Here is a 25,705-nt window from a genome sequence, read left to right on the forward strand (position 1 = left end):
CTCATCATAACAAATGTTCAACGGTGTTGCGCCGCACAAGCCGCCGCGACTTGGATATAATGTCGCGGTTAAACACAGCCCTGCTAACAGAGGAAAATCCATGAGCTTGAACAAAGTGTCTTCCGGTAAAGACGTGCCGAACGATTTCAACGTGATCATCGAAATCCCGATGAACGCCGATCCGATCAAATACGAAGTGGACAAGGAATCGGGCGCGATCTTCGTCGACCGCTTCATGGGCACCGCCATGCACTACCCGTGCAACTACGGTTACGTGCCGAACACGCTGTCGCTGGACGGCGATCCGGTCGACGTGCTGGTCATCACCCCGTTCCCGCTGATTCCAGGCGTGGTGGTGCGTTGCCGCCCGATCGGCGTGCTGAAAATGACCGACGAATCCGGTGAAGACGCCAAGGTGCTGGCCGTGCCGGTCGACAAAGTGCTGTCGATCTACAGCCACTGGCAGAAGCCGGAAGACCTGAACGAACTGCGCCTGCGCCAGATCCAGCACTTCTTCGAGCACTACAAGGATCTGGAAAAAGGCAAATGGGTCAAGATCGACGGCTGGTACGGCCCGGAAGAAGCCAAACAGGAAATCCTGGCTGGCGTCGCCAACTACCAGAAAGACCAGCAAGCCTAAAGCCTGCCCAGCCCCGCGAGGGGCTTTTTACGCCTGCTGGCGGGCGTGGTCGACGGCGGACGATGCCTCGGCCGCGCTGGCTTCCGCCTCGCGCCGCAGGCGCGACATGTATTGCGGCGTGATGCCCAGGTAGGATGCGATGGCGCGCTGCGAGATGCGCGCCTCCAGGCCCGGATATTCTTCGCGGAACGCCGCCAGGCGCTCCTGCGCCGAGGTTTCGCCGCTGTTGTAGGCGCGCTGGGCCAGCGTTTGCAGGCCGTGCATGGCGATGTTCAGGTGGTAGCCCTGCATGACTTCGTTGTCGCGCGCGCAGTTCGCAGGCCAGTTTCCAGTCGAGCGTGAAGCCATGGACCGGCGTTTCCGCGATCAGGAACTGGACCGCCGGCTGGCCGGTTTCGCCATTGATCAGGTCGGTCAGCGTGGTGGCCGACTCGCCTTCGCGGTAGAAGCGCAGCGTCACTTCGACGCCGTCGCGGTTGAAAAAGCCGCTGCGCACCACGCCGCTGGCCAGCCAGTGCACTTGCGTCGCCGGCACGCCGGCGCGCTGCAGGTATTCACCTTTGCGTACATGGAATGGTTTGGCGATGGTGGCCAGGATGTTGGTGACGTTGGTGTACGCCTCGTCGCTGACGTCGATCCGCTTCATCGTGGCGGATTTGAATCGACTGCGTTGTTTTATAAAATCTGCATTCATGCTTTTCTTGCCACGTCCTAGAAAACTTTCCAAGGGGGCCAGAGTATAGCCTCGATGGAAATTGCTGTGAAGAAAACTGGGTTCATGCTAAGCCAGAAGCTGGGTATCTCGGGGTATTTTACCGTATAAGGGTTTCCCTCATGTATTTTGCTCCGGTGTGCGGTCGGCGGGACGCCGGCGGCCGCCGTCAAAGCCGAGGCCGATATGGCGGTTACGCGACATTTCCGGCGCCGCGCGGGCGCCGCCATCGAGTTGGCTTGACGCAATAAGCGCGCTTGGGTTTAACTGTGCTGGCATGCTTTCCATGCCGGGAGGTGTCATGTTCCACACGCTGCGCGCACGCCTGATCGCCATTGCCATTGCCGTTGTCACGTTGGCACTGTTGCTGCTCTCGACCGTGACTTTCGTGATTGTACGGACCAAGACGCTCTCCACGCTGGACAGCAATATCAGCAGCGTCACGCGCCAGTACGCGCGCGAACTGGGCGAGTGGTGCAGGACAAGCAGCGCATCGCCAGCGCGGTCAAGGTCGCCGTGCCGCAGGCCGATCCGTAGCCGGCGCTCGACGCCGCGCGCCTGTCGGCGGCGATGGACTCGGTCGGCTTCGCCCTCGGCGATAAGCGCGTGGCCTTCAGCGGCTAGACCGCGCCGCCCGACTTCGACGGCACCGCGCGCCCGTGGTACAAGCTGGCCGTGTCGCGCGGCGGCCAGGCCATCACGCCCGCTTACCCCGGCGCCAATACCGGCGAGCTGTACGTCAGCTTTGTCGAGCCGGTCGCCGCGCGCGGCAACCAGCCGGCCGGCGTGGTGACGGCCGACGCCAAGCTGACCTCGGTGATAAAGAAGGTCAACGCCATCCATCCGACCGACAAGAGCTTCGCCGCGCTGGTCGACGGCGCCAGCAACACCATCCTGGCGCATCCGCGCAAGGAACTGACGTTGAAACCGGTGACGGCGCTGGCCGCCGGCCTCGACGGCGGACATGCCGAAGTCGACATCGGCGGCGCCACGCAGATGGTGTACGCGGCCAAGATCGAAGGCACCTCGTGGATACTGCTGACGGCGGTGGACCGCGACCAAGCCGCCGCCGCCCTCGGCACCATGCTGCGCGTGACCGTCATCATCACCGTGCTGTGCCTGGTGGCGGCCGGCGCCCTGATGGCGGTGTTCGTGGCGCGCCAGTTGCGCCGCATGCTGCTGGTGCGCGACGCGCTGGAGGACATCGCCTCCGGCGAGGGCGACCTGACGGGCCGCATGGACGCCTCAGGCCACGACGAGCTGCCCCAGATTGCCAGCGCCTTCAACCGCTTCGCCGACAAGATCGCGGTGGTGCTGCTGCGCATCCGCGATGCGTCCGAACCGAGGCGGCCAAGGAAATCAAGGCGCTGATCGGCGACTCGGTCGAGCGCGTCGCCACCGGCAGCCGGCTGGTGCAGGACGCCGGCGTCACCATGACCGAGGTGGTCGACAGCATCGCCAGGCTGAGCGCCATCGTCAGCCAGATCAGCAACGCCAGCCGCGAGCAGAGCAGCGGCATCAGCGAGGTCGGCACGGCGGTGACGCAGATGGACGAGAACACCCAGCAGAACGCCGCGCTGGTCGAACAGGCCGCCGCCGCCGCGCAATCGTTGCAGCAGCAGGCGGCCGAACTGGCCCAGGTGGTGGCCGGCTTCAAGCTGCCGCAGGGCGGCGCGGCCGTCCAAGCGGACGCCGCCCGTCGTCCCCTTGCCCTACAATAATGCCCCCAATCAGAGTGAGGGACTTATGTCTGAGAAAAACGCAAGCTACGGTGGCGCCGTTCTGGCGGCGATGTTGATACTGGTATCTGGCGGTGTGGCGGCTGCGGACGCGGCCGGTTCGCCTTGGACGGTGGGCGGCGCGGTGCGCTTCAACTACGTGTACAAGAGCTGGCAGGACGACTATTCGAACGGTTTCTTCGGCCTCGATACGGCGCGGCTGGACGTCAATTACGACGACGGCACGCTGATCGGTTCGGCGCAATACCGCTATAACCGCTTCCCGAAAGGGCAGGGCGGCTACTGGCAGCACTTCCTGCATCACGGCTGGGTCGGCATGCGCTTTGCCGACAAGAGCACGCTGCATGTGGGCCTCGACAAGAATATGTTCGGGCTGGCGCCATTCACCTCGAATAACTACTATGAGTCGATCGCGTTCTACGCCGGCTTCGAAGACAAGTTCGACCTCGGCGTCACGTACGCCAGCAAGCCCGGCCCGGTCGAATGGCAACTGGGCTTCTACCCGCGCGACGGCGGCTCGTACGGCGGCGGCAGCAATACCGCCGGCGCCTCCAACCGCTACTCGTACAACATCGTGCCCGACGACGACCAGCAGGGCTACGGCACCGGCCAGCGCGACCACGAGCGCAACACCGCCATCGGCCGCGTCGCCCTGTTCATGGACGACACGCGGCGCAACGAGGTCGGCGTCTCCGCGCTGACCGGCACCATCCGCAACGACACCCGCAGCAGCGGCCGCGACACGCGCCGCAACGCCGTCGCCGTGCATTACCGCGGCGGCGCCGGGCCGTGGAACGTGGCGCTGGAAGCGCTGCGCTACAGCTATCACACCAGCCACAGCGCCAGCCAGACCTATGGCGGGCTCGATCCGAACAGCTTCGTCATGCTGGGCGCGTTCGGCTATCCGTATCCGGTGGCGACGAAAGGCGATATCTACATCGGCAATGTCAGCTACGACCTGCCGGGCAAGCTCGGGCCGTTCAGCGGCTTCAAGCTGTATAACGACTACAGCGTGCTGCGCAAGCGCGTGGCCGGCTACAAGAACTCGGTGCAGAACGTCACCGGCCTCAGCTTCTCGGCCGGCAAGTGGCTGTTCTACGCCGACTTCATGGTCGGCAAGCACCACCCGTACATCTCGCCCGATGGCGGCGGCCTGGCCTCGACCTCGCGCGCGCATGACGGCTACACGCGCCGCATCAACATCCAGGCCGGCTATTACTTCTGACCGTCCTTGAACGGGATGTGCTCGGCCAATTCGTCGATGTAGTCGTCCATGGCGGCGGTTTCCTGCGCCAGGAAATCGGCAATCGCATCGGCGAAGCGCTCGTCGGCGATCCAGTGCGCCGACCAGGTGGGCGTGGGCACCAGCCCGCGCGACATCTTGTGCACGCCTTGCGCGCCGCCCTCGAAGCTGGCGATGCCGTGGCGGATGCAATACTCGATCGACTGCACATAGCAGGTTTCGAAGTGCAGGCCGGAGACGAATTCGGTCGTGCCCCAGTAGCGGCCGTACATGACGTTGCCGCCGACCAGGTTCAGCGCCACCGCCACCGGCGTGTCGCCGCGCTTGGCCAGCACGATCATCAGCTTATCAGGCATTTCTGCCAGCAGGCGCTGGAAGAAGGCCAGCGACAGATACGGCCGCGAGTAGTGCGCCTGATAGGTCGCGACATAGCAACTGTAGAAAAAGCGCAGCACTTCGTCGCTGATGGCGGCGCCGGCCAGATGCGCGAAATGGATGCCGGCGTCGTGCACGCGGCGGCGGTCCTGGCGCAGCTTCTTGCGCTTTTCCATTTTCATGGTGGCGAGGAAGGCGTCGAGGTCGGCGTAGCCGTGATTCTCCCAGTGGAACTGCACGCCTTCGCGCAGCATGTAGCCGGCCGCAGTCAGCGCCTGCTTGCTGGCGGCGTCGGGAAACAGGATGTGCAGCGACGAGGTGTCCAGCTGGCGCGCCACTTGCAGCGCGGCGCGCGCCAGCAGCACGCTGTCCTGCGGCGTGTGCGCCAGCAGCCGGCTGCCGGTCACCGGCGTGAACGGAATCGCCGACAGCAGCTTCGGATAGTAGGCAAGGCCGTGGCGGTGGAAGGCGTCGGCCCAGCTGTGGTCGAACACGTACTCGCCGCGGCTGTGCGTCTTCAGGTAGAGCGGCACGGCGCCTTGCAACACGCCTTCGCGGTGCAGCAGCAGAAAGCGCGGCGACCAGCCGGTCTGGTCCGAGGCGCAGCCGCTCTCGTGCAGGGCGCTGAGGAACACATGGCTCAGGGTCGGATTGTCGCCGGCCAGCCGCTGCCAGGCGGCCGGATCGATGCCTTCCAGCGAGTCCACGATCGTAAATTCAGGCTCGGCCAACTTTATCCCCCAACGTAGTGAAGTCAATATTGTGGCAGGTTACGCCGAATCCCGCTGCGGACGCTTGCGGGCCGGATGCGGGCCGGCGTGGCCCATGCGATAATTTGATTTTGCCTACGCGGAAGAGCTGTCCATGGCCCATAATTTCTTCAATCTGTACACCCACGATTTCGCCCGCGTCGCCATTGCCGCGCCGGTGTGCCGCATTGCCGATCCGGCCTACAACGCCGAACAGACCATTGCGCTGGCCGCACAGGCTGCCGCGCAGGGCGCGGCATTGGTGGCCTTCCCGGAGCTGGGCCTGGCGGCCTACACCTGCGACGACCTGTTCCACCAGCGCGCGCTGCTCGACGGCGTGCTGGACGGCCTGGCCGCCATCCTCGACGCGTCGCTGCAATGGAAGATGGCCATCGTGGTCGGCGCGCCGCTGCGCGTCGAGCACCAGCTGTACAACTGCGCGGTGGTCATCGCCAACGGCCAGATCCAGGGCGTGGTGCCGAAGAGCTACCTGCCCAACTACGGCGAATTCTACGAGGCGCGCCAGTTCAGCAGCGCCGATTACGCCACCGCCACCGAAATCGACCTGCTCGGCGAGCGCGTGCAGTTTGGCGCCGGCCTGCTGTTCGAGGTGGGCGATCTGCCGCTGTTCAAGTTCCACGTCGAAATTTGCGAAGACGTGTGGGTGCCGGTGCCGCCGTCGTCGTTTGCCGCGCTGGCCGGCGCCACCGTGCTGGTCAACCTGTCGGCCTCGAACGCGCTGGTCGGCAAGTCCAACTACCGCAACCAGCTGGTGGGCCAGCAGTCGGCGCGCTGCATCGCCGCCTACCTGTACACCTCGGCCGGCGGCGGTGAGTCCAGCACCGACATGGCGTGGGACGGCCAGGGCGTGATCTACGAGAACGGCGAACTGCTGGCCGAGCCGAAGCGCTTCATCGACGAGCCGACCCTGACCTTTGCCGACATCGACCTCGAACGACTGTCGCGCGAGCGCATGCGCATGAACACCTTCGCGCAGTCGGTGCAGCGCCATGCGGCCGAAGTGGGCAAGTTCCGCACCGTGTTCTTCCACCTGGAAATCGAGCACGAGCAGCCGCTGCCGCTGAAGCGCTGCGTCGAGCGCTTCCCCTACGTGCCGGCCGACGCGCGCCGCCGCGACGAGCGCTGCAACGAGGTCTACAACATTCAGGTGCAGGCGCTGGCGCAGCGCCTGCTCACCAGCGGCCTGAAGAAAGTGGTGATCGGCGTGTCCGGCGGCCTCGACTCGACACACGCGCTGCTGGTCTGCGCGCGCGTGATGGACAAGCTGAACCTGCCGCGCACCAATATCCTGGCCTACACCATGCCCGGCTTCGCCACCAGCGAACGCACGCTGAAGCAGGCGCACGCGCTGATGCAGCTGGTCGGCTGCTCGGCGCAGGAAATCGACATCCGCCCAAGCTGCATCCAGATGCTGAAGGACCTCAACCATCCGTATTCGGCGGGGCAGGCGCAGTACGACATCACGTTTGAAAACGTCCAGGCCGGCGAGCGCACCAACCACCTGTTCCGGCTGGCGAACCACCACGGCGGCCTGGTCATCGGCACCGGCGACCTGAGCGAGCTGGCGCTGGGCTGGTGCACCTATGGCGTCGGCGATCACATGTCGCACTACAACGTCAACGCCAGCGTGCCGAAGACCTTGATCTCGCACCTGGTGCGCTGGGTGGCCGAGTCCGGCGTGATCGGCCGCAACGACGCGCAGGTGCTGCTGGACATCCTCGGCACCGAGATCAGCCCGGAGCTGGTGCCGGGCACCGCCGGCGGCCAGCCCGAGCAGCGCACCGAAAGCACCATCGGCCCTTACGAGCTGCAGGACTTCAACCTGTACTACGTGCTGCGCTTCGGCTTCAATCCGTCGAAGGTGGCGTTCCTGTCGCACACGGCGTGGCAGGACAGGGAGCAGGGCCGCTGGCCGGACGGCGACCACGTCACGCGCAACCAGTACGACCTGGCGGCGATCAAGAAAAACCTCGGCATCTTCCTCGACCGCTTCTTCCGCACCAGCCAGTTCAAGCGCAGCTGCGTGCCGAACGGGCCCAAGGTCGGCAGCGGCGGTTCGCTGTCGCCGCGCGGCGACTGGCGCGCGCCCAGCGATGCGCAAAGCGTTGTATGGATGGAGGAACTACGCACCATTCCTGTGCATGAGTAAAGAATAAGCTTATGTGCATGGACAGCGCGCCATGGTCGATTACAATACAAGCAAAGCATGCAGTCCGCTGCCCAGGATTTTCGATTTATGTATAAGGAGAAGTCATGAAACAGATTACCGCAGTGATCAAGCCGTTCAAACTGGACGAGGTGCGCGAGGCACTGGCTGAGGTCAACGTTACCGGTCTGACCGTCACCGAGGTGAAAGGCTTTGGCCGCCAGAAGGGCCATACCGAACTGTATCGCGGCGCCGAATACGTGGTCGACTTCCTGCCGAAAGTCAAAGTGGAAGTGGTGGTCGACGACGGCGTGGCCGAGCAGGTGGTGGACGCCATCATCAAGGCCGCGCGCACCGGCAAAATCGGCGACGGCAAAATCTTCGTGCAGAACGTCGAGCAAGTCATTCGTATTCGTACCGGCGAGACCGGACCGGACGCGGTGTAAACCTGTTTCAGCTTTATTCGAAATGCCGGCCTTGCCGGCATTTTTTTGTGTCCCGCCGATTAAGGTAGTTTTTGCATATTCATTATTGGTTATATTAGTTCGAATTATCTGGGTGGATCAGTAATATAGACACACTGTCATCATTACTGAGAGCCTGCATCATGAAAAAGATCGTTGCCTTGTCGCTGATGTCTTTCGCGGCCCAGCTCGGCGCCGCGCCCAGCGTGTATCCGACCGGCGTGACGCGCTACGACACCGCCAGCGCCTACAACAGCTATGTGATTTTCAGCGGGCAGGACAAGAAAACCCATCTGATCGACATGAACGGCAACGAGGTGCACAACTGGAACGCCGAAGGCTTTCCGCCGGTGCTGCTCGACCCGGCCCTGACCGGCGGCAAGCGCGGCAACGTGCTGGTGCAGCTGGCCAGCGCGCCGGGCACGTCCAATCAGGGCAACGGCTTGAACAATCAGGCGATTGGCGAACTGGACTGGAACGGCAAGGTGGTCTGGCAGTGGGGCGCGGCCGCCAGCGCACAGGATGCGTACGCGGCGCCGGTGGAAGGCAAGGCCGACCAGCAAGTGCCCGGCGGCAGCGCCAAGCAGCACCACGACTGGCGCCGCTTGAAGAACGGCAACACGCTGGTGCTGGCCAACCTGGTACACCCGGTCAAGGGCTTCCGCGCGCCGCAGGTGCTGGACGATGTGATCTACGAAGTGAACCCGCAGGGCGATATCGTCTGGCAGTGGGTGGCGTCCGAGCATCTGAACGAGTTCGGCTTCTCGCCGGCCTCGTTGAAGTTGGTGAAGGAGGGCCTGTCGGCGCGCGGCAAAGGCACGCCGTTCGACTACCTGCACATCAACAATATGTCGGTGCTGGGGCCGAACAAGTGGCATGACGGCGGCGATCAGCGCTTCCACCCGGATAACATCCTGATCGATTCGCGCGAGGCCAACTTCATCGTCATCATCGACAAGCGGACCGGCAAGGTGGTGTGGAACCTGGGCCCGGATTATCCGGCACAGACGCGCGGCCCGCGTGTGCTGCCGCGCCCGGTCGACCAGATCATCGGCCAGCACGATGCGCACCTGATCGAGCAGGGCCTGCCGGGCGCCGGCAATATCCTGGTGTTCGACAACCAGGGCGAGGCGGGCTATCCGCGCGTCAGCGTCGGCGTGCAACCGCGCTCGCGCGTGCTGGAAATCGATCCGATCAACAAGCAGATCGTGTGGGAATACACGGGCAGCGATTCCAACGGCCCGGACTGGAGTTTCTACAGCTCGTTTATCAGCAGCGCCCGCCGTCTGCCGAACGGCAATACCTTGATCGATGAAGGCATGAACGGCCGTATCTTCCAGGTCACCGCCACCGGCGCGATCGCCTGGGAATATATCAGCCCTTACTTCGCTCCGACGCCGGTGGCAGGCGCGGGCAAGCCGGTGCTGAGTAATTGGTTATACCGCGCCCAACCGGTGCCGTATGACTGGGTGCCGGAAGGCACGCCACGCTCTGAGAAAGCGGTGATCCCGCCCGAGCCAGGCAAGTTTCGCTTAGCCACGCAGTAACCGCTCACCACTTCACGCCATAACGCGCCGGCCAGCATGCCGGCGTGCGGGACTCCTTACACTTTTTCAGAACGAAAGCCTTGAACATGCAACAGAAAAAACTCGCGCTCGCCATCGCGGCGGCTTACGGCTTGGCCTTCGCCGCTGTGCCGCCGGCGCAGGCGCAGAATGCGGCCTTGCTGGCAGTGGCCGGCAACGCCGACACCACCGACACCACCGACACCACCGTTGCCGCCGGCGCCAGCGGGCCCACCGCTGTCGTGGCCGCCGCAACCGCGGCCGGCGAGGACGCGCGGCACGCCGCTGCAGCAGCCGATGCCGCGCAGGTGATAGCCAGCGTCACCGTCTCGACCCGGCGCCGCAACGAAACTTCGCAAAGCGTGCCGACCACCATGAGCGTGCTGGACGACAAATCGCTGGAAAACAGCCGCATCTACCGCGTGCAGGACTTGCAGCAACTGCTGCCCAGCACCACGGTCAACTTCGTGCACGCGCGCCAGCTGAGCTTTGCCGTGCGCGGCCTCGGCAACAACACCGCCAGCGACGGCCTCGAAGGCAGCGTCGGCCTGTATCTGGACAATGTGTACCTGGCCCGCCCCGGCATGGCGGCTTTCGACGCGCTCGATGTGCAGCAGCTGGAGCTGCTGCGCGGCCCGCAGGGCACGCTGTTCGGCAAAAACACCACCGCCGGCGTGCTGAACATCACCACCCGGCAGCCGACCTTCCGCAGCGAAAATACAGGCTCGCTGTCGGTCGGACAGGACCACTTCGTGCAAGGCAAGGCCAGCATCTCGGGCGCGTTCTCGGATACGCTGGCCGGCCGCCTGTCGGTCTACAAGACGCATGAAGGCGGCTATATCACCAACCGCTACAACGGCCGCACGGTGCAGGGCGGCGACCGCCAGGGCGCCCGCGCGCAGCTGCTGTACGAGCCCGACGCCAGGCTCAACGTGCGGGTGATCGCCGATTACAACGAGGAAGATTCCAACAACGGCACCATGGTGTTCTACAGCGCCGGCCCGAGCGGACGCTGGCTGACGCAGGCCGCCGCCGTCGGCGCGCACCCGGTCACTAGTCCGGGCGCGCACCAGGTCAACCTCGACAGCGGATCGCACGTCAGCGTGCATCAGGGCGGCCTGTCGGCCGAGGCCAACTACAAGCTCGGCAACGATTACAAGTTCACCGCGATCAGTGCTTTCCGCTTCTGGAACTTCACGCCGCGCAACGATGACGGCCTCGACGTGCCGGTCATGCTGAACGTCGGCGCGCTGGCGCGGCATCGCCAGTTCACGCAGGAATTCCGGCTGGCGACGCCGCAAGGGCGCGAGGTCGAATCGGTGTTCGGCGCCTACTACTTCTACCAGAATCTCGACAACACCAACTTCAGCTACAACGGCCCGCTGGCCGACCGCTTCAACGCCACGCCGGCCGGCGCCTGGAGCAACGTCAACAGCCTGGCCGACGGCCATCTGCGCGTCAACAGCTACGCGCTGTTCGGCCAGTCGATCTGGCACATCAACCCGAAATGGGACCTGACCGCCGGGCTGCGCGCCACCTACGAGGACAAGCGCGCCTATGAAATCCGCTACGCGCCGACCGGCGGCGCCACCGTCACCGGCGCCGCGCTGGCCGCGCGCAACGCGCGCTTCGGCGCCTTCAATTCCGGCGAGATCAGCCTCAACAACCTGAGCCCGTCCGGACTGCTGACGCTGGCCTACAAGATCGATACCGACGTGCTCGGCTTCGCCAGCCTGTCGCACGGCGAAAAATCCGGCGGCATCAACCTGACCGTGCCCGGCGCGGCCGGCATCGCCTCGCTCAAGGTCGATAACGAGAAAGCCAACAACGTCGAGCTGGGCATCAAGAGCAATCTGTGGGAGCGCCGCGCGCAGATCAACGCCAGCCTGTTCGCCAACGTCGTGCACGGCTACCAGAACAACGCCTACGATCCGACCACGCTGTCGCAATACCTGACCAACGCCGGCAACGTGCGCAGCCGTGGCGCCGAGCTGGAAACCACCTTCCTGGTGGCGCGCGGCTTTACGCTCGGCTTCAACGGCGCCTTCAACGACGTTAAATACCTCAGGTACACCAACGCGCCGTGCCCGCCTGAAATCAGCGCCACCTCGTGCAACCTGTCGGGCCGTCACGCGTTGGTCAACGCGCCGCGCTGGACCAGCAGCATCAACGCGCAGTATGCGCGCGCGGTGGCCGACGGCGTGGAGGCGTATTTCAACGCCAACACCTCGTACCGCACCGAGGTATTCGGCACGCTGGACGCCTCGCAATACTCGAAGATTCCGGCCTATGCGCTGACCAACCTGTCGGCCGGCGCCCGCTTCAAGGCCGGCGGCGCCAAATGGGACGTGTCGCTGTGGGCCAAGAACGCCTTCGACAAGCTGTACTACACCAGCATGTGGAACACCAGCTTTGGCGCCTACAACGCCATCATCGGCACGCCGCGCACCGTGGGCCTGACCGCCCGCGCAGATTTCTAAACAGGAGACTACCAGCATGACCAACACCACCCGCCGCCGCATCCTTCAATCGCTGCCCGCGCTGGCGCTGGCCAACTATCTGCCGGGCGCAGCCGCCGCCGGCGGGGATCAGCCGAATATCATCTTCATCCTGGCCGACGACCTCGGCCATGCCGACCTCGGCGTCTATGGCCAGACCGATTTCAAGACGCCGCACCTGGACCGGCTGGCCGCGCAAGGGATCCGCTTCAACCAGGCCTACGCCAATTCGGCGGTGTGCTCGGCAACGCGTTTCGCGCTGATCACCGGCCGCTACCAGTACCGCCTGCGCGGCGGGCTGGAAGAGCCGATCGCCGGCGCCTCCGACACGCTAGGCCTGCCGCCATCGCACCCGACGCTGCCGTCGCTGCTGAAAAAGCAGGGCTACGGCACGGCGCTGATCGGCAAGTGGCACCTGGGCTACCTGCCAAGCTTCGGCCCGTTGAAAAGCGGCTACGACAGCTTCTTCGGCAATTACGGCGGCGCCATCGACTACTTCACGCACAAGCCGGGCGTCGGCCCGAACGTGAAGGAAGACCTGTACGAAGGCGAGGTGCCGGTGCAGCAGATCGGCTACTACACCGACCTGCTGGGCGCGCGCGCGGTCGATTTCGTCAACAAGCAGCAGGCCGGCAAACCGTTCCTGCTGTCGCTGCACTACACGGCGCCGCACTGGCCGTGGGAGGGGCCGGGCGACGAGGCCGTCGCGCGCAACATCGACAACATCTTCCACTACGACGGCGGCGACCTGGCCACCTACGGCCGCATGGTCGAGTCGCTGGACGCGTCGATCGGCCGCGTGCTGGCGGCGCTGGAGAAGAAGGGGCTGGCCGACAACACCATCGTCATCTTCACCAGCGACAACGGCGGCGAGCGCTTTTCGAAAACCTGGCCGCTGACCGGCCAGAAAACCGAACTGCTGGAAGGCGGCATCCGCGTGCCGGCGATCCTGCGCTGGCCGGCCCGGGTGAAGGCAGGGCAGGTGAGCGAGCAGGTGGCGATCAGCATGGACTGGCTGCCGACGCTGCTGGCGGCGGCCGGCGGCGCGCCCGATCCCGCCTATCCGTCCGACGGCCAGAACCTGCTGCCGATCGTGACCGGTGCGGCGCCGGACAACGAGCGCACGCTGCTGTGGCGCTACAAGGCCAACGCCCAGCGCGCCATCCGCTCGGGCAACTGGAAGTATCTGAAGATCGGGAAAAATGAATTACTGTTCGATGTCGTCAAGGATCAGCGCGAACGCGCCAACCTGGCCAAGCGCCATCCCGAGGTGTTCACGCAACTGAAGGCCCAGTGGGAGCAGTGGAACCAGCAGATGCTGCCGATCACGGCCGATGTGCGCACGCACGGCGTCAGCGGGGCGGCGCAGGCGGACCGCTATGGCGTGCCCACCGGCGGGACGGTAGCCGACTGAGGCACCGCCTGGCCAGGGTAGTTGTGGTTAAGATACATTCATAATGCCGGCGATGCCGGCATTTTTCTGCTGTCGCTTTCCATATGGAAGCGCTACCGCATTTCGCCGGAAGCGCAACCTCCCCGATAAAACACCGGTGTTCCGGCAGTCCCACCGTATTTTTATTTTGTTTGCTTTTGTTTAGTGACACAAGTTAAACATCGCGGCCTGACACGCAACCATTTGTTCGGTGCCCGCATTAATGTTAGGGTTCAAGCACCGACACCTTGATGCCGGACAAAAAACAAGGGAGACTGACTTGAAAACGTTACCAGAACCAGCCGCCACTACGGCTGTGGCGCAGCTTGCCCTGTCCTGCGGCAAGCAGGCATCATCCTCTCAGCATCCCCCGGAAAAGCACGAAAACGTTGTCATTTAGGGCGCGCCATGAACAGCAACGACTTGCACCCCGGCCCGATCCGCAAGATCGTCATCGTCGGCGGCGGCACCGCCGGCTGGATGACGGCCGCGCCTCTGGCCCAGCGCCTGCTGCGCGATCCTGCCCAGCGGTGCGAAATCACGCTGGTGGAGTCGCCCGAGATCGGCACCATCGGTGTCGGCGAGGCGACCCTGCCGACGATTCGCGCCTACAACAACGCGCTGGGCCTGGACCCGGACGACTTTATCAGCAAGACCATGGCCAGCTACAAGCTGGGCATCGAATTCAAGGACTGGGGCCATATCGGCAACCGTTTCTTCCACGCCTTCGGCGACTTCGGCCCGAGGCTGGCCGGTCTCGACGCGCACCATCACTGGCTGCGCCTGGCGCAGGCGTTCGACAAGATGCCGGACCTGGAAAACTGGTCGCTGCCCTCGGTCATGGCGCGCCACGGCAAGTTCACGCCGCCAGGCGCGCACACGCCCGGCGTCAGCGACGCCTATTCCTACGGTTTCCATTTCGACGCCAGCCTGTACGCCAGTTACCTGCGCGACTACGCGCTGGCGCGCGGCGCGCAGCGCATCGAGGGCATGATCGTCGACGTCGAACAGCATGCTGAAAACGGTTTCGTCACGGCCGTCAAGCTGCGCGACGGCCGCCGCGTCGAAGGCGACCTGTTCATCGACTGCTCGGGCTTCCGCGGCCTGCTGATCGAAGGGGCACTGAAAACCGGCTACGAGGACTGGAGCGGCTACCTGCCATGCAACAGCGCCCTGGCCGTGCCGTGCGCCTCGGCGCCGCAGCTGACGCCGTTCACCCGCTCGACCGCCAGGGAGGCCGGCTGGCTGTGGCGCATCCCGTTGCAACATCGGATCGGCAACGGCCACGTGTACAGCAACGGCTTCACCAGCGACGAGCAGGCGCGCCAGGTGCTGCTCGACGGCCTCGACGGCGCGGCGCTGGACGAGCCGCGCCAGATCCGCTTCGCCACCGGCCGCCGCCGCAAATCCTGGAGCAAGAACGTGGTGGCGGTCGGCCTGTCGGCCGGCTTCGTCGAGCCGCTGGAGTCGACCAGCATCAGCCTGATCGAAACGGCGGTCGGCAAGTTGATCGAACTGTTCCCGGAGCGCGATTGCAGCCCCGCGCTGGCCGACGAATTCAACCGCGTGATGGGGATGCGCTATGAGTCGGTGCGCGACTTCATCGTGCTGCACTACAAGCTGACCAGGCGCGACGACTCGGACTTCTGGCGCTACTGCGCCGCCATGGCGATTCCCGACACGCTGCGCCACCAGATCGAACTGTTCCGCGAAACCGGCCGCGTGGCCATTCTTGATCGCGACGGCTTCGCCGAGCCGTCGTTCGTGGCGATGATGATGGGCCTGGGCGCGGTGCCGAAACGCCATGATCCGCTGGCGCAGCGCGTCGACGTGCGGGTGGTGCATGGCCATTTTGCCGAACTGCGCGAGCTGATCGCGCAGGCGGTGGCGCGCATGCCCGATCACGGCGCCTATGTCGCCGCCCAGGCGGCGGCCGCGCGCGGCGCCAGCCGGGCGGCCGCCTGACTATCGATGGAAGGAGCAAGCAGCAGTATCAACCGTGGTAGGCAATACAAAAACACCTAGAGAGGGGAGAGACAAATTGAGCAAGTTACAAAAAACTGCGATCGCCGCGGCGGTTGCGCAGGTGGTCGTGCTGCACGCCATGCCGGCATGGGCGCAAACGGCCGACGCCGATCTGGCCAAGGGGCCGGTGGTGGTGGTCAGCGGCCAGCGCGCGGCGCTGCAATCGGCGCAAAAGCTGAAGCAGGATGCCGACGAGGTGGTCGATTCCATCGTCGCCGAGGATATCGGCAAGCTGCCCGACCGCTCGGTCACCGAGGTGCTGCAACGCATCGCCGGCGTGACCATCGACCGCAATATGGCGGGTGACCCGAACCGCCAGTCGGTCGAGGGCTCCGGCGTGTCGGTGCGCGGCCTGACTTATGTGCGTTCGGAAATCAACGGCCGCGACGCGTTCTCGGCCGGCGGCGGCCGCTCGCTCGGCTTCGCCGACGTGGCGCCGGAATTGATGTCCGGCGTCGACGTCTACAAGAATCCGTCGGCCGAGCAGGTCGAGGGCGCTGTCGCCGGCCTGGTCAACCTGCGCACCGCGATGCCGTTCGACTACAAGGGCTTCAAGGGCACGCTCGGCGCGTCGGAATCGTATTCCACGCTGCGCAAGGGCAAGCCATCGCCGACCGCCACCGTCCTGTTGTCGAACCGCTGGAACACCGGCATCGGCGAGATCGGCGCGCTGATCGACTTCGCCCACGCGAAAAGCCCGAGCCGTTCGGACGGCGTCGGTGTCGATCCGTATTTCCCGCACGTCAATTCCACCGACCCGGCGCTGTACGACCGTGCCAAGACGCAATGGATACCGCTGGGCGTCGGCTACCGTTCGCAGGACTTCGACCGCACCCGCCGCGGCGACTACGGCGCGCTGCAATGGCGCCCGAACAAGGACCTGACGGCCGCGCTGACCTACTTCAAGACCAAGTACAAGGAAGACCTCGACGAGCACGTGGTGGCCTCGTCGGAAGACAAGTGGTATCAGCAGGTGGCCAGCGCCGACTCGGTATTCGACAGCAACGGCGCGTTCCAGAGCGGCACCATTTCGAATCCGACCTACAAGGGGTCGCCGTTCAATAGCTCGCAGCGCATCAACACGCGTGAATCGAGCACCCGCGACCTGTCGCTGAACGTGCAATGGCGGGTGTCGCCGTCGGTGACCTGGACTAACGACTTCCAGCACGTGCGCTCGACCACGGCCGGCTTCGACGCCGACGTCTCGACCGGCTTCATCCTGCCGAACCAGACCATGGACATGACCGGCAAGGTGCCGCAGATCACGCTCGGCTCGGCGGCCTACATGGCCAATCCGGACAACTATTACTGGGCCTATACGCAGGAAGCGCTGGACCGCGCCAAGGCCACGCAGAAAGCCTGGAAATCCGACGTCAAGTACAGCTTCGACGATCCGGTGCTGCGCGACGTCCGCTTCGGCGTGCGCATGGCCGACCGCGAGGGCGAGAATCACAAGGCGCAGAAGTTCTACAACTGGCAGGCCATCACCTTCCCGTGGATGGAAGGCTGGAAGATCAGGGAAGTGGCCCGCCTGAGCGATCCGCGTTTCGCCGGTGGCTCGTCGCTGCAAACCATCGACAACTTCTTCGACGGCAAGTACAACCTGCCGGCGATGCTGTTCCCGACCGAGGCCACCGTGCGCGGCTTCCCGGATGAATGGAGCAAGATCCACGCCTATCAAAATGTCCTGTGCGCTGAAATGGGCTCGACCTGCGACCAGTGGAAGGCGGCCACTTTCGACGATCCGGCCGCCATCAACACGCAGACCGAGAAAACCCGCGCCGCCTACACGCAGCTGCGCTTCGGCTGGGACGACCTGAAGTATCCGATCGACGGCAACATCGGCCTGCGCTACGTGCGCACGCGCAGCGCCGGCAGCGGCTACGTCGCGTTCACGCCGCCGTCGACGCCGGACATTCCGGCCGGCGCGCCGGTGACCGGCCAGGACAAGCTGATCAACATTGCCAAGTTCGCGCAAGCGGAGTCGTACAAGAATTCCTACGACAACTGGCTGCCGAGCCTGAACCTGCGCCTGAAGTACGACGACAAGCTGCAGTTCCGCTTCGCCGTGGCCAAGGCAATGGCGCGCCCGGACTTCAACCAGCTCCAGGTACAGACCACGCTGACCGCCCAGCACTTGCAGACCACCACCAAGGACGCGGCCGGCAACGTGACGGCCGTGCGCTTCGACGGCACCACGCTGACCGGCAACAGCGACGGCAACCCGATGCTCAAGCCGACCACCTCGACCAACGTCGACCTGACCGCCGAGTGGTACTTCGCCAAGGCCGGCTCGCTGACCTTCTCGTTGTTCAACAAGGACCTCAAGGACATCGTCATCACCCAAAACCGCAACTACAAGGCGACCGATGTCAGCGGCAAGGAACAGAATTTCGTGGTCACCGGTCCGGTCAACGGCGCCAAGGGTTTCGCCCGCGGCTTCGAGATCGCCCACCAGCAGTACTACGATTTCGTGCCGGACTGGCTGCGCGGCATTGGCACCCAGGCCAGCTGGACCTACGTGAAGAGCGAGCGCACGCTGAACCAGCCGGTATTTGAGGCCTGGTGCTCGGGCAACGACGCCTCGTCCAACTTCAACCTGAACATCAACGGCTGCGACACCGACGCGCGCGCGTTCGGCAAGACGCCGTTGCAGGGACTGTCGCGCAACACGGTCAACTTCGCCATCATGTACGAGCAGCACGGCCTGTCGCTGCGCCTGGCCTACAACTGGCGCTCGCGTTACCTGCTGGGCGTCAACCAGTGGGGCAGCCGCGGCAACAATGGCCTGAACACCAATCCGGATTCCGGCGCCGGCCGCTTCCTGATTCCGACGCCGAACAACGACCAGGCCTTCGGCCTGCCGCTGTACCAGGCCTCGTACGGCCAGGTGGACGCGTCGATCTTCTATGACTTCACGGACAAGTTCCGGGTCGGCATCGAGGGCACCAACCTGACCAACTCGTACACGCGCCAGATCATGGAACAGCACGCGGGCAACTTCACCCGCCAGGTGTTCATGAGCGGTCCGCGTTACACGGTGCTGGCGCAGTACTCGTTCTAAGTTTAGTGGTGGCTGCGGAGGTGCAGGTCGAACTTCCAGGTCACCAGCCGTAGAATCGCGATGAACGCGGCGCTGATCCACAGCGCCGCGTCGTCGGAAACGGTGTCGATGTATTGCAGGCCGATGAACAGCCAGGTGCCGAAGAAGGCGCAGATGGCGTAGGGCTTGCCGTCACGCAGCACCATCGGCACTTCGTTGCAGACGATGTCGCGCAGCACGCCGCCGAAAATCCCGGTAATCACTCCCATCATCGAGGCGATGAACAGCGGCATGTGGGCCGCCTGCGCCTGCGCCACGCCGGCCACGGCAAACAGCCCGAGGCCGATGGCGTCGGCCACCACGATCACCCGTTCCGAAATAATCTGCCGCACCGTTTTCATCAGCGGCGTCGCCACCAGCGTCAGCACGAAGATCAGGATCACGTACTCCTGGTGCATGACCCAGAACAGCGGCCGCTTGTCGAGCAGGATGTCGCGCAGCGTGCCGCCGCCGAACGCGGCGATGAAGGCCACCGTGAACACGCCGACGATGTCCATGCGCTTGCGGCGCGCCTCGACGAAGCCTGACAGCGCCCCGACCAGGATTGCCATGATTTCGATGATGGTAATCAGTGAGACGTGGACCGGGACGTGCTTCATCTAAGCGTATGGGCAAGGTTGCAATGTTCGTAGGTTAACATGGCCGCCCGGTATGCGGTGGAATTGTTGCGTTATATTAAGGTGGCGCGCGGCGCTGGCGGTTTGCGCCGCCCGGCCGCGCGCTTGCGGCGGAAATGGTAGAGTATGTGGCGCCTGCCGCAGGCCAGGCGCGCTCAACATTAAAGGAACCGCATGACCGCATTGTTTACACCCTTCACGCTCAAAGGCGTGACCCTGCGCAACCGCATCGCCGTGCCGCCGATGTGCCAGTACAGCGCCACCGACGGCCTGGCCAACGACTGGCACCAGGCCCACTACGCCAGCATCGCCCGTGGCGGTCCCGGCCTGGTGATCGTCGAGGCCACCGCCGTGGCCCCGGACGGCCGTATCACCCCGGGCTGCCTGGGTTTGTGGAATCAGGAGCAGGCCGCCGGCCTGCAACGCGTGGCCGCCGCCATCAAGTCCGCCGGCGCCGTGCCGGGCATCCAGATCGCCCACGCCGGCCGCAAGGCCAGCGCCAACAAGCCATGGGAGGGCGACGACCACATCCCGACCGGCGCGTCGGGCGGCTGGGACACCATCGCGCCGTCGGCCGTGGCCTTCGGCAACAACCTGCCGGAAGTGCCGCAGGCGATGAGCAAGGACGATATCGCCCGCGTGACGCAGAACTTCGTCGACGCCGCGATCCGCGCGCGCGACGCCGGCTTCGAGTGGCTGGAACTGCACTTCGCGCACGGCTACCTGGCGCAGAGCTTCTTCTCGGTGGCCGCCAACCAGCGCGGCGACGAGTACGGCGGCAGCCTGCAAGGGCGCAGCCGCTTCATCCTGGAGACGCTGGCGGCGGTGCGCGCCGTGTGGCCGGCGCACCTGCCGCTGACGGCGCGCTTCGGCGTGATCGAATTCGACGGCCGCGACGAGGAAACCTTGAAAGAGGCCATCACGCTGACCAAGGCCATGCGCGAGGGCGGGCTGGATATGCTGAACGTCAGCGTCGGCTTCTCGACGCCGGACGCCAATGTGCCGTGGGGTTCGGCCTTCCTGGCGCCGATCGCCGCGCGCGTGCGCAAGGAAGCCGGGCTGCCGGTGGCGTCGTCGTGGGGCATCGATGATCCGGCGGTGGCCAACCGCGTGGTGGAAGATGGGCAGATGGACCTGGTGATGATCGGCCGCGCTTTCCTGGCCAATCCGCATTACGCCTATCACGCGGCGCTGGCGCTAAAGCAGGAACGGCCGTCGTGGGTGTTGCCGGCGCCTTACGCGCACTGGCTGGAGCGCTACCAGCGCGCTTAATAACGCTGCGGCTGGAGGGCGGCGCGCAGCAGCACGATCAGTGCGCCTTCGCCGCCTTCATTGCTGCGCGCCTGGCAGAAGGCGACCACGCCTTTTTGCACCAGCCAGCTGTGCACCATCGATTTCAGCACCGGCTCCTGGCCGCGCGAACCAAAGCCGCGGCCATGGATCACGCACACGCAGCGATGGTTGCGCTGGCCGGCGCGCGTGAGGAAGGCGCCCAGCGCATCGCGCGCCTGGTCGCGGTTCATGCCGTGCAGGTCGAGCTCGTCCTGCACCTGCCAGTGGCCCTTGCGCAGCTTCTTCATGACATCCGGGCCGACGCCGGGCGCCGAGTAATTGAGCGCCGGATCGTCTTCCAGGTAATGATCGACTTCGAACAGGTCCGACAGCGATTCGCGCAGCACCGCCGCGTCGTCTTCCGCCTGGGTCAGCTTGCGGGCCGGCGCGGCTGGGACGGCGACGCCTTCGGCACGCTCGGCGGCACATAGCGGTCCGAGGCCGGCATGCGCTGGACGCCGCCCAGCGCCGACTGGAACAGATTGGCTTCCACCACCTGTTTCTTTTCCTGTTTGATGCGCTGCGCTTCGGCGGCGGCGCGCGTCTCAGCCTGCTCCTTGAGCTGCTTGCTCAACGATTTCAGGTCTGCGAAGTCTTTCATCGCGCTTACTCCTGCGCTTCCAGGTAGCGCTGCGCGTCCAGCGCGGCCATGCAGCCGGTGCCGGCGCTGGTGATGGCCTGGCGGTAGATATGGTCCTGCACGTCGCCGGCGGCGAACACGCCCGGCACGCTGGTGGCGGTGGCCATGCCTTCGGTGCCGGTCCGGGTCTTGATGTAGCCGTTGTGCATGTCCAGCTGGCCTTCGAAGATGCCGGTGTTCGGCTTGTGGCCGATGGCGATGAACAGGCCGTGCACGGTCACATCGCTGATGGCGCCGCTCTCGGTCGACTGGATCTTAACGCCGGTCACGCCGCCATCGTCGCCGACCACCTCGTGCAGCGTGTGGTTGTACTTGATCTCGATCTTGCCTTCGGCGACCTTGGCGTTCAGGCGGTCGATCAGGATCGCCTCGGCGCGGAACTTGTCGCGGCGGTGGATCAGCGTCACCTTGGTGGCGATGTTCGACAGGTACAGCGCTTCCTCGACGGCGGTGTTGCCGCCGCCGACCACGGCGACCTGCTGGCCGCGGTAGAAGAAGCCGTCGCAGGTGGCACAGGCCGACACGCCCTTGCCCATGAACGCCTGTTCCGAAGGCAGGCCCAGGTACTGCGCCGAGGCGCCGGTGGCGATGATCAGCGTGTCGCAGGTGTATTCATGGCTGTCGCCGATCAAACGGATCGGCTTTTCCTGCAACTTGACGGTATGGATGTGGTCAAACACGATGTCGGTGTTGAAGCGCTCGGCGTGCTGCAGGAAGCGTTGCATCAGGTCCGGGCCTTGCACGCCCAGCGGGTCGGCCGGCCAGTTCTCCACGTCGGTGGTGGTCATCAGCTGGCCGCCTTGCTCGACGCCGGTCACCAGCATCGGCTTCAGGTTGGCGCGGGCCGCGTAAATGGCTGCGCTGTAGCCGGCAGGGCCGGAGCCGAGAATCAGTACGCGGGCGTGTTTTGGAGTGGTCATGGCAGGCTTCTTCTAAATAATGTTGGATTAATCCGAATGTGGGGGCGCAAGCAGGGGCGGCAAGGGGATGCCGCTATTGCAATTGCGCAAGCAATACAAGATTATAGAGCAAGCAGGGAATCAGGACGAATCGTGGGGGCGGTTGTTGCCCTTATGCCTTAGAATACCGCCATGGGAAAATTTCCTGACCGCCAACATTGCAACGCCAAGATCATCTATGAGCAGTAAAAAGTCCAGGAACGCACGCCGCGCGCAGCCGCCGGCAGCGCTTCGTCCTCCGGTTACACCCGCACGCCGACCGAGCGCCAGCCCCTGCCGAACCGGCTGGTGCGGCTGCTGTCCGAGGCGCGCTGGCTGGCGCTGGCCGTGCTGGGCGTGTATTTCGTCCTGATCCTGGCCACCTACAGCAAGACCGATCCGGGCTGGTCGCACGAGACGCTGGTGCCGAAGGTGGCCAATATGGGCGGCCGCACCGGCGCCTGGCTGTCGGACTTGCTGCTGTACATTTTCGGCATTTCCGCCTGGTGGTGGGCGTTCTGCCTGCTGCGGCTGGTGTGGAAGGGCTATCGCGGGCTGACCCACAAATACGTGCTGTCGAAGGAGCCGGAGCCGGAACACGCGCAGGAGCCGCTGATACGCGGCATCGGTTTCGTGCTGCTGTTCATCGGCAGCGTCGGGCTGGAATACCTGCGCCTGCGCACGCTCACCAGCCATGCCGAGTTGCCGCGCAGCGCGGGCGGCGTGCTGGGCGAGCTGATCGGGCACTCGGCCCATGTGGCGTTCGGCTTCACCGGCGCCACCTTGCTGCTGTTGCTGCTGTTCGGCCTGGGCTTCAGCCTGTTCTTCCAGGTGTCGTGGCTGGCGGTGGCCGAGCGCATCGGCGCCGCCGTCGAGAGCGCGATCGACTGGTTCATCCAGCGCTACCAGTACCGCGAGGACCGCCGCCAGGGCGAGGTCGCGGCGGTCAAGCGCGAGGAAGTGGTGGTGCAAGAGCGCGCCAAGCACGTGGAGAAGCATCCGGTGGCGGCGCCGGCCATCAAGGTCGAGCCGCAGATCACCACCGTGGTCAAGTCCGAGCGTGTCGAGAAGGAGCGCCAGGCCAGCCTGTTCAGCGACCTGCCGCGCGCCGCCGGCGACGACGCCTTGCCGGCGCTGTCGCTGCTGGACGAGGCGCCGGAAACCCAGGAAACGCTGTCGATCGAGACGCTGGAATTCACCAGCCGCCTGATCGAGAAGAAGCTGTCGGACTTCGGCGTCGAGGCCAAGGTGGTGGCGGCCTATCCGGGGCCGGTGGTGACGCGCTATGAAATCGAGCCGGCCACCGGCGTCAAGGGCAGCCAGATCGTCAACCTGGCGCGCGACCTGGCGCGCTCGCTGTCGCTGACCTCGATCCGCGTGGTCGAAACCATTCCGGGCAAGAATTACATGGCGCTGGAGCTGCCGAATCCGAAGCGCCAGATCGTGCGCCTGACCGAGATCGTCGGCTCCAAGGTCTACAACGACAATCCGTCGCCGCTGACGGTGGCGCTGGGCAAGGATATCGCCGGCAAGCCGGTGGTGGCCGACCTGGCCAAGATGCCGCACTTGCTGGTGGCCGGCACCACCGGTTCCGGCAAGTCGGTGGGCATCAACGCCACCATCCTGTCGCTGCTGTACAAGTCCGATCCGCGCGATGTGCGCATGATCCTGATCGACCCGAAGATGCTGGAGATGTCGGTGTATGAAGGCATCCCGCACCTGCTGGCGCCGGTCGTGACCGATATGCGCCAGGCCGGCCACGCGCTGAACTGGGCGGTCAACGAGATGGAGCGCCGCTACAAGCTGATGTCCAAGCTGGGCGTGCGCAACCTGGCCGGCTACAACGCCAAGATCGCCGAGGCCAAGAAGAAAGAGGAGCACATCCCGAATCCGTTCAGCCTGACGCCGGATTCGCCGGAGCCGCTGGAAAAGCTGCCGACCATCGTCATCATCATCGACGAGCTGGCCGACCTGATGATGGTGGTCGGCAAGAAGGTCGAGGAGCTGATCGCCCGTATCGCGCAGAAGGCGCGCGCGGCCGGCCTGCACTTGATTCTGGCGACGCAGCGCCCATCTGTGGACGTGATTACCGGCCTGATCAAGGCGAACATTCCGACCCGGATCGCCTTCCAGGTGTCGTCGAAGATCGACTCGCGCACGATTCTGGACCAGATGGGCGCGGAAACGCTGCTGGGCATGGGCGACATGCTGTACATGCCGCCGGGCACCGGCCTGCCGGTGCGCGTGCACGGCGCGTTTGTGTCGGATGACGAGGTGCACCGCGTGGTGGCGCACCTGAAGACCACGGGCGAGCCGGACTATATCGACGGCATCCTCGAAGGCGGCACGCTCGAAGGCGAGGGCGGCGGCGCGGAGGGCGCGGCGGCCGGCGAGGGCGGCGGCGAGGCCGATCCGATGTACGATCAGGCGGTGCAGGTGGTGCTGAAGAACCGCCGGGCGTCGATCTCGCTGGTGCAGCGCCACCTGCGCATCGGCTACAACCGCGCGGCGCGCCTGCTGGAGCAAATGGAAAACAGTGGCGTGGTCTCGGCCATGCAATCGAACGGCAACCGCGACATCCTGGTCCCGGCTGCCAGTGCAGAATAAAAGGAAGAATATGAATACCACCCCGTCATTCCCGCGCAGCCGGGAATCTATACCCGGCATGGATTCCCGCCTGCGCGGGAATGGCGTGCTAGCGCCTGTTCTGCGCCTGCGCGGCGGTCCGCGGCCGCGAAATGACGTGTCCACGCGTGTTTCCCACGTGGGCGGGAACGGCATGCTGAAGCGTGTGCTTGCGCTCGCCGCCGGCCTGATGCTGGCGGGTTTCGCCCACGCCGGCGCGCTGGATCAGTTCAAGTCCTTCGTATCGTCCACCAAGGCGGCCAAGGGCGAGTTCGTGCAGACGCAGGTGAAAAACACCAACGGCGAGGCGCCGAAGGCGGGCAAGAATTCCAGCGGCAGCTTCGTGTTCGCCCGTCCGGGCAAATTCATCTGGACCTACGCGAAACCGTACGACCAGGTGTTGCAGGCGGACGGCGAGCAGCTGTTCATCTACGACAAGGACCTGAACCAGGTGACGGTGAGGAAGCTGGGCGACGCGCTCGGTTCGTCGCCGGCCGCCATCCTGTTCGGCAGCAACGACCTGGAAAAGAACTTCACGCTGTCCGAGGGCGGCACGCGCGATGGCCTGGAATGGCTGAAGGCCGTGCCGAAGGCCAAGGACACCAGTTTCGAGCAGATCGCCATCGGCCTGAAGGACGGCTTGCCGGCGGCGATGGAGCTGAAGGATTCCTTTGGCCAGACTTCGGTGCTGAAGTTCAGCAAGATCGAAAAAATCCGGCGCTGGGCGCGAACAGTTTTAAATTCGTCATGCCGAAGGGCGCGGACGTGTTCAATAATTGACTCCCTGAGCCACTCACCCCTCCACGTCATTCCCGCCTGCGCGGGAATGACGGCATTCCCA

General features: G+C 64.9%; 19 protein-coding genes and 2 pseudogenes. 14 read left to right on the top strand and 7 right to left on the bottom strand.

Annotated features, from left to right (window positions below; translation table 11 throughout):
* Nucleotides 1-100: 100 nt before the first annotated feature.
* Nucleotides 101-640, top strand: coding sequence for an inorganic diphosphatase (gene ppa / locus ACRQ5J_RS10645; protein WP_432383215.1), 540 nt, complete (start codon nucleotides 101-103; stop codon nucleotides 638-640).
* 27 nt (nucleotides 641-667) lie between these two features.
* On the opposite strand, the gene ACRQ5J_RS10650 is transcribed toward ppa, so the two are convergent.
* Nucleotides 668-931, bottom strand: coding sequence for a hypothetical protein (locus ACRQ5J_RS10650; protein WP_432383217.1), 264 nt, complete (start codon nucleotides 929-931; stop codon nucleotides 668-670).
* Between ACRQ5J_RS10650 and ACRQ5J_RS10655 the strand changes: the two genes are divergently transcribed.
* Nucleotides 930-1,355: a hypothetical protein gene (locus ACRQ5J_RS10655; RefSeq protein WP_432383219.1), complete on the top strand. Its 426-nt coding sequence runs from the start codon at nucleotides 930-932 to the stop codon at nucleotides 1,353-1,355. The two genes, ACRQ5J_RS10650 and ACRQ5J_RS10655, sit on opposite strands and share 2 nt — an antisense overlap.
* A 117-nt stretch (nucleotides 1,356-1,472) precedes the next feature.
* Here the strand turns inward: ACRQ5J_RS10655 and ACRQ5J_RS10660 are convergent, their stop codons facing one another.
* Nucleotides 1,473-1,796: a hypothetical protein gene (locus tag ACRQ5J_RS10660; protein WP_432383735.1), complete on the bottom strand. Its 324-nt coding sequence runs from the start codon at nucleotides 1,794-1,796 to the stop codon at nucleotides 1,473-1,475.
* On the opposite strand from ACRQ5J_RS10660, the pseudogene ACRQ5J_RS10665 reads away from it, so the two are divergent.
* Together ACRQ5J_RS10665 and ACRQ5J_RS10670 are read left to right on the top strand one after the other, a co-directional pair.
* A pseudogene (locus ACRQ5J_RS10665) lies at nucleotides 1,708-3,073 on the top strand (methyl-accepting chemotaxis protein). The gene ACRQ5J_RS10660 and the pseudogene ACRQ5J_RS10665 overlap by 89 nt on opposite strands.
* Nucleotides 3,074-3,098: 25 nt before the next feature.
* On the top strand, nucleotides 3,099-4,316 hold the full coding sequence (locus ACRQ5J_RS10670) for a hypothetical protein (protein WP_432383221.1): 1,218 nt from the start codon (nucleotides 3,099-3,101) through the stop codon (nucleotides 4,314-4,316).
* Here the strand turns inward: ACRQ5J_RS10670 and ACRQ5J_RS10675 are convergent.
* Entirely contained in the window at nucleotides 4,307-5,440 is a 1,134-nt protein-coding gene (locus ACRQ5J_RS10675; protein ID WP_432383223.1) for a GNAT family N-acetyltransferase, read from the bottom strand. The two genes, ACRQ5J_RS10670 and ACRQ5J_RS10675, sit on opposite strands and share 10 nt — an antisense overlap.
* Before the next feature lie 133 nt (nucleotides 5,441-5,573).
* Between ACRQ5J_RS10675 and ACRQ5J_RS10680 the strand changes: the two genes are divergently transcribed.
* The 7 genes from ACRQ5J_RS10680 to ACRQ5J_RS10710 all read left to right on the top strand — a co-directional run bounded on the left by ACRQ5J_RS10680 (nucleotide 5,574) and on the right by ACRQ5J_RS10710 (nucleotide 18,673).
* Nucleotides 5,574-7,628 (top strand): NAD(+) synthase, encoded by a 2,055-nt coding sequence (locus ACRQ5J_RS10680; RefSeq protein ID WP_432383225.1) that lies wholly within the window; start codon nucleotides 5,574-5,576, stop codon nucleotides 7,626-7,628.
* 104 nt (nucleotides 7,629-7,732) lie between these two features.
* Nucleotides 7,733-8,071 carry a P-II family nitrogen regulator gene (locus ACRQ5J_RS10685; protein WP_019922031.1) on the top strand — a complete coding sequence of 113 codons (339 nt, stop codon included), beginning with the start codon at nucleotides 7,733-7,735 and terminating at the stop codon, nucleotides 8,069-8,071.
* A gap of 161 nt (nucleotides 8,072-8,232) precedes the next feature.
* Nucleotides 8,233-9,636, top strand: a complete 1,404-nt coding sequence (locus ACRQ5J_RS10690) for an aryl-sulfate sulfotransferase (protein WP_432383228.1) — start codon at nucleotides 8,233-8,235, stop codon at nucleotides 9,634-9,636.
* A gap of 86 nt (nucleotides 9,637-9,722) precedes the next feature.
* Nucleotides 9,723-12,134: a TonB-dependent receptor gene (locus ACRQ5J_RS10695; RefSeq protein WP_432383230.1), complete on the top strand. Its 2,412-nt coding sequence runs from the start codon at nucleotides 9,723-9,725 to the stop codon at nucleotides 12,132-12,134.
* Nucleotides 12,135-12,150: 16 nt separating this feature from the next.
* Entirely contained in the window at nucleotides 12,151-13,566 is a 1,416-nt protein-coding gene (locus tag ACRQ5J_RS10700) for a sulfatase family protein (RefSeq protein ID WP_432383232.1), read from the top strand.
* Nucleotides 13,567-13,992: 426 nt separating this feature from the next.
* On the top strand, nucleotides 13,993-15,549 hold the full coding sequence (locus ACRQ5J_RS10705) for a tryptophan halogenase family protein (protein ID WP_432383234.1): 1,557 nt from the start codon (nucleotides 13,993-13,995) through the stop codon (nucleotides 15,547-15,549).
* Between the two features lie 76 nt (nucleotides 15,550-15,625).
* On the top strand, nucleotides 15,626-18,673 hold the full coding sequence (locus ACRQ5J_RS10710) for a TonB-dependent receptor (protein ID WP_432383236.1): 3,048 nt from the start codon (nucleotides 15,626-15,628) through the stop codon (nucleotides 18,671-18,673).
* Nucleotides 18,674-18,675: 2 nt separating this feature from the next.
* Here the strand turns inward: ACRQ5J_RS10710 and ACRQ5J_RS10715 are convergent, their stop codons facing one another.
* Nucleotides 18,676-19,311 (bottom strand): trimeric intracellular cation channel family protein, encoded by a 636-nt coding sequence (locus tag ACRQ5J_RS10715; protein WP_432383238.1) that lies wholly within the window; start codon nucleotides 19,309-19,311, stop codon nucleotides 18,676-18,678.
* Between the two features lie 192 nt (nucleotides 19,312-19,503).
* Here ACRQ5J_RS10715 and ACRQ5J_RS10720 point away from each other — a divergent pair, with 192 nt between their 5' ends.
* Nucleotides 19,504-20,601, top strand: a complete 1,098-nt coding sequence (locus ACRQ5J_RS10720; RefSeq protein ID WP_432383240.1) for an NADH:flavin oxidoreductase/NADH oxidase — start codon at nucleotides 19,504-19,506, stop codon at nucleotides 20,599-20,601.
* On the opposite strand, the gene ACRQ5J_RS10725 is transcribed toward ACRQ5J_RS10720, so the two are convergent.
* The 3 genes from ACRQ5J_RS10725 to trxB are packed head-to-tail and all read right to left on the bottom strand — an operon-like array spanning nucleotide 20,598 to nucleotide 22,221.
* The gene (locus ACRQ5J_RS10725; RefSeq protein ID WP_432383241.1) at nucleotides 20,598-21,008 is read right to left on the bottom strand and encodes a Smr/MutS family protein; all 411 of its coding nucleotides are present in this window, start codon (nucleotides 21,006-21,008) and stop codon (nucleotides 20,598-20,600) included. The two genes, ACRQ5J_RS10720 and ACRQ5J_RS10725, sit on opposite strands and share 4 nt — an antisense overlap.
* Nucleotides 21,009-21,031: 23 nt before the next feature.
* The gene (locus ACRQ5J_RS10730; protein WP_432383243.1) at nucleotides 21,032-21,262 is read right to left on the bottom strand and encodes a hypothetical protein; all 231 of its coding nucleotides are present in this window, start codon (nucleotides 21,260-21,262) and stop codon (nucleotides 21,032-21,034) included.
* 5 nt (nucleotides 21,263-21,267) lie between these two features.
* Entirely contained in the window at nucleotides 21,268-22,221 is a 954-nt protein-coding gene (gene trxB, locus ACRQ5J_RS10735) for a thioredoxin-disulfide reductase (protein ID WP_432383245.1), read from the bottom strand.
* A gap of 312 nt (nucleotides 22,222-22,533) precedes the next feature.
* Between trxB and ACRQ5J_RS10740 the strand changes: the two genes are divergently transcribed.
* Together ACRQ5J_RS10740 and lolA are read left to right on the top strand one after the other, a co-directional pair.
* Nucleotides 22,534-24,846 (top strand): DNA translocase FtsK, encoded by a 2,313-nt coding sequence (locus ACRQ5J_RS10740; protein ID WP_432383627.1) that lies wholly within the window; start codon nucleotides 22,534-22,536, stop codon nucleotides 24,844-24,846.
* A gap of 172 nt (nucleotides 24,847-25,018) precedes the next feature.
* A pseudogene (gene lolA, locus ACRQ5J_RS10745) lies at nucleotides 25,019-25,644 on the top strand (outer membrane lipoprotein chaperone LolA).
* Nucleotides 25,645-25,705: the final 61 nt, after the last annotated feature.

The organism is Duganella sp. P38 (genome assembly GCF_050859475.1).
Lineage (GTDB): Bacteria > Pseudomonadota > Gammaproteobacteria > Burkholderiales > Burkholderiaceae_D > Rugamonas.